This is a genomic window from Burkholderia sp. WSM2232, assembly GCF_000472545.1.
Taxonomy (GTDB): domain Bacteria; phylum Pseudomonadota; class Gammaproteobacteria; order Burkholderiales; family Burkholderiaceae; genus Paraburkholderia.
The window spans coordinates 68,825-77,993 of sequence record NZ_AWZV01000032.1; the positions used below are offsets into that span (position 1 = coordinate 68,825).

The 9,169-nt window shown below is 66.2% G+C and carries 6 protein-coding genes; all 6 read left to right on the forward strand.

Annotation, left to right across the window (positions count from 1 at the left end; translation table 11 throughout):
- Positions 1-118 precede the first annotated feature (118 nt).
- Complete coding sequence (mprF, locus tag F757_RS0125120) at positions 119-2,716, forward strand: bifunctional lysylphosphatidylglycerol flippase/synthetase MprF (RefSeq protein ID WP_027213789.1); 2,598 nt, start codon at positions 119-121, stop codon at positions 2,714-2,716.
- Complete coding sequence (locus tag F757_RS0125125) at positions 2,713-4,038, forward strand: virulence factor family protein (protein WP_027213790.1); 1,326 nt, start codon at positions 2,713-2,715, stop codon at positions 4,036-4,038. The genes mprF and F757_RS0125125 overlap by 4 nt, the downstream gene beginning before the upstream one ends.
- A 496-nt stretch (positions 4,039-4,534) precedes the next feature.
- On the forward strand, positions 4,535-6,148 hold the full coding sequence (locus F757_RS0125140; RefSeq protein WP_027213792.1) for an amino acid adenylation domain-containing protein: 1,614 nt from the start codon (positions 4,535-4,537) through the stop codon (positions 6,146-6,148).
- 69 nt (positions 6,149-6,217) lie between these two features.
- Complete coding sequence (locus F757_RS0125145; protein WP_027213793.1) at positions 6,218-6,478, forward strand: acyl carrier protein; 261 nt, start codon at positions 6,218-6,220, stop codon at positions 6,476-6,478.
- 28 nt (positions 6,479-6,506) lie between these two features.
- Complete coding sequence (locus tag F757_RS0125150; RefSeq protein WP_027213794.1) at positions 6,507-8,543, forward strand: serine aminopeptidase domain-containing protein; 2,037 nt, start codon at positions 6,507-6,509, stop codon at positions 8,541-8,543.
- 231 nt (positions 8,544-8,774) lie between these two features.
- Positions 8,775-9,169: pyridoxal-phosphate dependent enzyme (locus F757_RS0125155; protein WP_027213795.1), on the forward strand; the 395-nt coding region annotated here is incomplete at its 3' end.

Consider the following 9,169-nt stretch of genomic DNA (forward strand, 5'->3'; position numbering starts at 1 on the left):
GTACTGTCAACCTTTTCACCGGCCTGCCGTTATCCAGTTGTAATCACCGGAAGGCGATCTGGCGGCTGTCGGCCGTCGCCGCGACAGCTGACAGCTCCACGCAAGGCCCGCATTGACCATGTTCCATCGATATAAGAATAAATTCGACCAACTGGGCGCCGCGATGTTCGTCCGTGCATCGAAGGCGTCTGGCATCAGGGGATTGCTCTCGCCCGTGCTCGCGCTCGCGATCTGCGCGCTACTGCTGATCGTGCTTCAGCACCTGTCCCAAGCCGTCGACTACCGCTCCGTCATGCACGAGTTGCGCCGCCTGAGCGCCGAAGAATGGACCGCCGCGCTGGCCGCCACCGTGCTTAGTTATCTGGCGCTCGTCGGCCGCGACGCGGTAGGTCTGCGCTACCTGGGCGCGCGCGTACCGCCAGCGGCGCTGTGGGTAGGCGCGACCGCGGGCTCCGCGCTCGGTAACGCCACCGGCTTCGGCGCATTGACCGGCGGCGCCGTGCGCGCCCGCGTCTACGGCGCGGCGAGCATCACGCCAGCGCAGATCGGCCGCATGACGGTCTTCACCAGCGTTTCGCTCGCACTCGCGCTAGTCCTGATGACGGCGCTCGGCATGGTGTGCGTGGCCGGGCTGCTCGCGCCCATGCTGCACCTGCCCGCGGCAGGCGTGCGCTGGGTGGGCGCCGCGCTGCTCGCCGCGCTGATTCTGCTGACTGCGGCCTGCCGCGTCGAGACGCGCGCGGTCCGCACGCGTTGGCAGTGGCTGTCGTTCGACATTCCGGCGCGCCGCGATCTCGTCGAGCAAGTGGGACTTGCCGTCGTCGACGTGGTCGCCGCCGGGCTCGCGTTGTGGGCGCTCCTGCCACATGCCGACGTGAGCTTCGTCACCTTCATCACCGTCTATGCGGCGGCGATGCTGCTCGGCATGATCGGCCATACGCCCGGCGGTGTCGGCGTGTTCGAAGCGGCCATGGTATTCACGCTGAACGGCAGCGTCGCGACTCAACAGATGCTCGCAGCGCTGCTCGCCTATCGCGCCATTTACTTCGGCGCGCCGCTCGTCGTCTCGGCCGCATTGCTGGCCGGCTTCGAAGGCCGCGCGCTCAAAGGGCGTCTGCCGTTACGGCACGCGGCGGGCGCGTCGAAGCTCGCGCCGCTGTTCCTGAGCCTCGTCACCTTCGTGGTGGGCGGCATGCTGGTGATCTCCAGCGCAACGCCCGCGTTCTGGCAGCGCCTTCACATTCTGCGCAACGTGTTGCCGCTGTGGGTGCTCGAAAGCTCGCAGATGCTGTGCAGCGTGCTCGGCGTGCTGTTGCTGTTCGTCGCGCGGGGGCTGCTGCGGCGTCTGGATGCCGCCTGGTGGATGACCTTGCTGCTGGCAGTCCTGAGCCTGGGCTTGTCGCTCACCAAGGGTCTCGCGTTTGTCGAAGCCGGTGTGCTGTGCACGCTGATCGTGCTGCTGCTCGTCACGCGCCGACGCTTCAATCGGCATTCGTCGCTGTTTGCCGAGCGTTTCACGGCGGGCTGGCTCGTGTCGGTGGCGATGGTGCTGATGCTCGCGACGTGGGTGATGCTGTTCGCGTTCCGCGACGTGCCCTATACGCGCGACCTGTGGTGGCAATTCGCCTTCGACGAACGCGCACCGCGCGCGCTGCGCGCGACGCTGGCCGCAAGCCTGTTTGCAGCCACCTTCTCGTTCTGGCAGTTGCTGCGCCCGGCGCCAGGTCATTTCGTCAAGCCTGCGCCCGAAGATCTGCAGGACGCGGCGCGCATCGTGCGCGCGCAGGAGCGCAGCGACGCCGGTCTCGCGCTGATGGGCGACAAGAGCTTTCTGTTCTCCGAGTCGCGCGAAGCATTCCTGATGTACGCGAAGTACGGCCGCACCTGGGCCGCGCTGCACGACCCCGTGGGTCCGCGCGAAGAGTGGGCGGGCCTCATCAGCAAGTTCGTCGCGCTCGCCCATGCGCACGGCGGGCGCGCGGCGTTCTACCAGGTGCGGGCGAACGCTTTGCCGTTGTATCTCGACGCCGGCCTCTCGCTGATGAAGCTCGGCGAGGAAGCGCACGTCGTGCTGGAGGAGTTCGACCTGAAGGGCTCGCATCGTGCGCATCTGCGCTACGCGCTCAAGCGCGGCGAGCGAGACGGCTTCACCGTCGAAGTGATCGATCAGGCGGACGTGCCCGCGTCGCTCGAAACGCTGCGCAGCATTTCCGACGGCTGGCTGAACTGCCGTGACGCGCGCGAAAAGAGCTTCTCAGTCGCCGCCTTCACCGACGAATATCTCGCCGCGCAATCGGTCATGCTGGTGCGCCAGAACGGCGAGCCGGTCGCGTTCGTCACCTTCATGACGACGGACCTGAACACCGAGGCGACTGTCGGCGTGATGCGCCACGTGGAAAGTGCGTCGCCGTATGCAATGGAATATCTCTTCACGCAACTGGCGCTGCATCTGAAGCAGGCGGGTTTCCGCTCGCTCAGTCTCGGCATTGCGCCGCTTTCGGGCATGCAGCCGACGCCGCTTGCGTCGCGCTGGCACCGGGTGGCGGGCATCGTGTGGCGCTTCGGCGGCCGCTTCTATAACTTCCGCGGACTGCGCGCTTTCAAGAGCAAGTTCCAGCCGCATTGGGAGCCGCGTTACCTCGCGGCGTCGGGTTCGGTAGGCGTGGTGTTCACGCTCGCGGACCTGTCATTGCTGGCGGGAGGCCGGCGTTCATGATTCTGCATTCGTTCTTCCGGCTCGCCGTGGTGGCGGGTCTCGTCTCCTGCAGCACGCTCGCCGCAGCCGCGACGGCCACCACCCCCGCAAGTTCTTCTACGAGCGCCGCCGCGACCATTCCTGGCGGGCGTTACGGCAACGTCACCGTGACGCGACCGAGCGGTCCGCTGCGCGGCTTCGTCGTGCTTTTCTCGCAGTCGAGCGGCTGGAGCGCGGCCGATCAGCAAAGCGCCGATGCGCTCGCCAAAGCCGGCGCGTTGACCGTCGGCGTGGATACTGCGCGCTATGCGGCGAATCTGGCGGCCAACGTCGGGGCGGAGCCCGCGCAGAAAAACGAGGCCTGTCATCAACTGGTGGGCGATGCCGAGGCGTTGAGTCATCAGCTGGAGCGGCAGTCGCAGTCGAGCCATTATTTCGCGCCGATTGTCGCGGGCACCGGCCAGGGCGCGACGCTCGCGTTGCAGGTGCTCGAACAGGCGCCTTCGAACACCATTGCGGGCGCTGTCGTGGTGGATGAAGAGCGCAAGCTCGATGCGCGTTTCAAGCCGTGTCCGCCCGATTCGACCATCATTCGCGACAAGATTCCGGGCTTCGTCGAAAAAGTTTCGACGGGCAACGCCGACCGCGCGCGGCTTGTCGCGTTGGTGACGCCGCATCTGCAAACGGTCGCGACACATGACGAGGATGTCTCCGATTTGCCGCTGATCGAATTGCCGGCCGCGCATCCGAACGGTTTGATGGCCATCGTCATTTCCGGCGACGGCGGCTGGCGCGATCTCGACAAGACCATCGCGCAGGCGCTGCAGAAAGACGGCGTTTCGGTAATCGGCTGGGACAGCCTGCGCTACTTCTGGAGCGAAAAGCCGCCCGCGCAGACGAGCCGCGACCTTGCCCGCGTGATGCAGACCTACGGCGCGCGCTGGCACGCGGAGCATATCGCGCTGATTGGCTATTCGTTCGGCGCGGACGTCATGCCGTTCGCGTATAACCGCTTGCCGGAAGCGTTGCGCGCGAAGGTGTCGCTGATTTCGCTGCTCGGCTTCGCGCCGGAAGCCGATTTCCAGATTCGCGTCGGCGGCTGGCTCGGCATGCCGGCAAGCGACAAGGCGTTGAAGGTGCGCCCCGAACTCGCGCGCGTGCCGCCGGGCATCGTGCAATGCATCTACGGGCAGGAGGAGGAAGACTCCCTGTGCCCGGCGCTGACGAAGACCGGCATCGACGTGATCCGGACTTCGGGCGATCATCACTTCGGCGGCGACTACAACGCGCTCGAACGGCGCATTCTCAGCGCGTTCAAAAAGCAGAGCGGCGTGCGCGACTAAGCCGTAGGGTGCCGCGCGCCGGCGCGCTGGCGCGCGGCAACATCATGCAGAGATGGTCGAGGCGTCGCTGACGTCTCACGCAACCCTTACACCGCCGTGCGTGTGCACTCCATCGCTGCAAAAGCGAGCCACGCGAGCCGATGCAGCGCGAACCGCTTCGCGTCTAACGGGCGGACCTTCGTTCGCCTTCCAGCGTCCTTCGCCGCCATCCGCATGCCGATCGCGCTTTGCGAGCGCTATCGCACATATGGCGGCGCTGCCGGCTTTTATGATCCTTTCAAATCCTACAGCCTGGTCGACCGGTCATCGTTCGGTGAACCGAGGCTGCAAGGCGCCGTTGCGTCCCTTCTGGTTGTGACGTTCTACTGCGATAACGCAGCATGCCACCGCGCAGCGGCGCTGTGGGGCGGTGTGCTTTCGACATGACGGGCAATGGCCATCGCGCGGCGGGCGGCCGTGCGCGGCATGTCCGTGCATGCGCCACGCGAGGCCGTGAATGCTGGATTCCTTTTTCTTCGACATTGCCGCGCGCGAGCCCGAGCGGCGCGCGCTGTGGGTCGACGAACAGCTGTACTGCTATGGCGAGCTGGCTGAACGTGCCGGGCGCATCGCGGCTGGGTTGAACTGCGCGATGCCTGCCGACGGCCGGCGCCGCTGTCTGCTGTTCGCGCATCGCAGCGTGGCCGCGTACGCCGGTGTGCTCGGCATCATGAGGGCGGGGCTCGCGTATGTGCCGCTCAATCCGACGGTGCCCGCCGCGCGCATCGCGGCGACGATCGCGCAATCCGGGGCGCCGGTGCTGCTGGTCGACCGGCGCTGCGCGGCGCGGCTCGACGAAGTGCTTCTGTTGATAGACGAGTGCCCCCAGGTGTTTCTTATCGGCGACGAAGAAGAGCCGGGCTGTCTGACCGAAACGCCGGATAGCTGTGAAACGCTGCTCACCGATCGTCTGCCGCGGCTCCCGGACGTATCGACGGTTTTACGACCGCCAACCGCTTCTCGCACGCCGCAAGATCACGCGTATGTGCTGTTCACGTCCGGCTCGACCGGCGCACCGAAAGGCGTGCCGATCTCGCATGCAAACGCCTGTGCGTATGTGGCGGGGCAACTGCAATTGCTCGGCCGGCTGCCCGATGCGCGCCACGCGCAGTTCTGCGAACTGTCCTTCGACCCTTCGGTGCACGACATGTTCGTGTGCTGGGCAAACGGCGCGTGCCTGTATGTGCCCGCGACGGTCGAGCCCATCTACAACGCTGACTTCATCCGGCAACATGCGATCACGCATTGGAACAGCGTGCCCTCGGTGGCAGCCTTCATGCAGCAGTTGCGCAAGCTCGGGCCCGACGCATTTCCAAGCCTGCAGGTCACGTGCTTTGGTGGCGAGGCGCTGCCGCGCGACGTCGTCCAGGCGTGGCGGCGCGCGGCGCCGAACAGCCGGATCTTCAACGTGTATGGCCCCACCGAAACGACCATCGGCTGCGCGTCGTTCGAAGTCACGCCAGCGTTTCTCGCTGGATCGACCGGCTCCGCGATGCCGCTCGGCCAAGCCGTGCCCGGCATGGAACTGCTGATCGTGGATGCGGCACTGCAGCCTGTCGCGCGCGGCGAAAGCGGCGAACTGCTGATCGGCGGGCCGCAGGTGGCGGCGGGCTATTTGTGCGCCGACGAAGCCAACAATCGTCGCTTTGTCGACCGGCGCTATTGCGGCTACCGCTCGTCGCACTGGTATCGAAGCGGCGACGCTGCGCGCGAAGTGGCGGGGTACGGCCTGGTTTTCCAGGGCCGTCTGGATACGCAAATCAAGATTCGCGGCAACCGGGTCGAACTGGAGGAAGTCGAGCAGGTGATCCGGGATTGCAGCAGCGCTGCGTTTTGCGCGGTGATTCCGTGGCCCCTCGACGACACCGGCCGCGCCGATGAGCTGATCGCGTTTCTGACGGGCGCAGCGGTCGATGCGGCGCACGTCGTGCGCGGCTGCCGGCAACGCTTGCCGGCCTACGCGGTGCCGCAACGGGTGATCGCGCTCGAAACGATGCCGCTCAACGCGAACGGAAAGATCGACAGAAGGGCGCTCGCGGCCCACTACGCGAGCTGCAATGTGCTCACCTGAGAACGAAACAGTCCGCGCGACGGCGACGTTCGAGCGCCGCGCGCGCCACCACACATCCGGGGAAAACGAATGAAACAACATGTGCGCCGCATTCTTCAGGAGACTGCCTGCCTGAACGTGGCAGTCGAGACGCTCGGCGACGACGACGACCTGTACGCCGCCGGTTTGTCGTCGCTTGGCACCGTGCGCCTGATGCTGGCCATCGAGGAAAACTTCGCGGTCGAAATTCCCGGCACGCTGATCACGCATGCGATGTTCGTAAGCATTGCCGCGCTCGCCGGCGTGATTGCGCAGATCGTGCCGGAGGAGTCGCTTGCGGCGCGAACCTGAGACGGCGCTCGCGCGACCCATCACGATCATGCCGACGATGACACCCGTGACGTTCGACGGCTGTTTCGGATGGCTGCACCGGCCTCGCGGCGCGCGGGCGACAATGGGCGTGGTGCTGTGCAATCCGTTCGGTTATGAGGCGCTGTCTGCGTATCGCGGCTGGCGCGATCTCGCTGATGCGCTGGCCGCGCGCGGCGTGGCGGCACTGCGTTTCGACTATCCCGGCACCGGCGATTCGAGCGGCAACGAAGAAGACCCACTGCGCTGGCGCGCGTGGCTCGACAGCATCAAGTCGGCGGTTGGCGTGCTGCGCGAGCAAAGCGGCGTCTCGCACATCACGTTGTGCGGCTTGCGCCTTGGCGCAACGCTCGCCGCCATCGCAGCAGAGGAACTGGGCGGCGTCGACAACCTCGTTTTGCTGATGCCGCTGGTGTCGGGCAAGGCGTACATCCGCGAGCTGGAACTCCAGCAGCATACGTGGCTCGCTGCACAACGCGCGCTCGGACTCGAGCTGGGGGAGGAGCCGCCCGGCACGGTGGGCGCACACGGCTTCAGGCTGTATCCGGACACGCTCGCGCTGCTCTCTAAGGTCGATCTGACTGGCGCCGATGCAGGCAGGGCCACGCATGGCGAAGCGCGGCTCGCGCGGCGCGTGCTGCTGCACGATATCAGCGATAGCGCGCGCTTACAGAGACTTGCGGCGCACTATCAGGCGCTCGGCGTGCCGGTGCAGGTGCAACTGTTCGGCGAATATGGCCGGTTTCTGCTTAATCCGAGCTACAGCGAGTCGCCGCGTCGGGCGTTCGACAGTGTGCTCGAGTGGCTCGATGGGGGTGCGTCTGCTCTGTCGCTGGGGCCGATGTCGTTTAGTGCGCAGAATGCGCCGAATGTCAGGCACGCGCCGAATGCATTGAATGCGTCGAATGCACAGAACACTCGCAATGCAGAGAACGCACAGAACGCACAGAACGCACCGCATCCACCCAACGCACACAACGCGCAAGTCGACGTGACACCCCCCGCGCCATCGGTGAACATTGCTTTCGCCGACGGCCGCGAGAGGCCCGTGGTATTCAGCGGCTACGTGGGTGTGTTATGCGAGCCGCGGCACCCGCTGCATGGCGCGCCGGCGGTCCTCTTTGTCAACACCGGCGGCGTGCACCGTATCGGCGACAGTCGCTTCACCGTACTCATGGCGCGGCGGCTAGCCGCGCAAGGCATCGCTTCGCTGCGCATGGACCTGAGCGGTCTTGGCGACAGCGTGCGACGCGGCGCCGCGCTGACGCTCGACACGGTCTATTCACAGTACTCGATTGACGATGCGTGCGCCGGCGTCGACTGGCTGACGGCCGCCGGCTACCCGACAATCGTCATGGCCGGCGTGTGCAGCGGCGCCTATGTGAGCCTGCATGCGGCACTCGCGCGGGCTGCCGTAACTGGTTGCGTGTGCATCAATCTGCCGTTTTTCAGGTGGGGCGGCGCGCGCGTGCGGCCGGGCGCGCAGTACGTCGCGCCGAGCGGAGTGTATCGGCGGGCCATGCGCAATCCGCGCAAGTGGCTGCGTCTGTTGACGGGCCAGGCCAATGCCCGCGCGATCAGCCTGGAACTCGCGCGACGGCTGTCCGCGCGCTTCGCCGCGCGCGCGGGCGCGGTGCTCGAAGGCTTGCTTGGCGAACGCATGCCTGGCGGTGCGATTCGCCGACTCGCGTTCGAACTGGAGCGCAAGGGCGTGCAAACCGCGCTGCTGTACGGCACGCTCGACGAGGGCCTCGACGAGCTCGACATTCATTTCGGTCCCGACGGTAACAGGCTGCGCGAGCGGGGCAACATATTGGTCAAGCAGATCGCCAGGGTCGATCACGCGCTCTTTTCGCGCTGCGCGCGCGAAGCGATGATGGCGCACTTCGAGCGGTTCTTGCGCGAGCGCGTGCTGGGCGCGCACAGCGATTCTGCATCTGTATCTGCACCTGCATCGGCATCGGCATCGGCATCGGCATCTCGCAGCTTGCGCACGGCGAAGCCAGGCTCGCAAGCCCGGCGCCAGCCCAGAGTGCAGCGGCCCTGACATGCAGCGGCCGCATTGACAAATCCTCGCGAGTCAACGATGATCGGCCACATGAACTGCCTCGACATCCGTATTGCGCTGATTATTAGCATCATTCATCGAATGGTGGGTTAGCGCGCGTCTGATTGCAGTCACACATAACCCGCCCCACGAGGCGGGTTTTTTGTATCCGCTGGTTCCCGCCTCCTGGTCGACTTTCGATGCCATGCCATTGCCGCACAGGAGCTTGCCTTGCCGTTTCGCGAATCCCAACCGCTCGTTGAAGCCGCCCACGACGTCGCGCTTCGTCACGACTACCTGAAAAAAACCCTCACCGCGCGCGTCTACGACGTGGCGCGCGAGACCGAGCTCGAACGCGCGCCGCATCTGTCGGCGCGGCTGCGCAATCCGGTGTATCTGAAGCGCGAGGACAACCAGCCGGTGTTCTCGTTCAAGGTNCGCGGCGCGTACAACAAGATGGCGCACATGCCCGCCGACGCGCTCGCGCGCGGCGTGATNACCGCGTCGGCGGGCAATCACGCGCAGGGCGTGGCGCTCTCGGCGGCGCGCATGGGCGTGAAGGCGATCATCGTGGTGCCGGTCACCACGCCGCAGGTGAAGGTCGACGCGGTACGCGCCCACGGCGG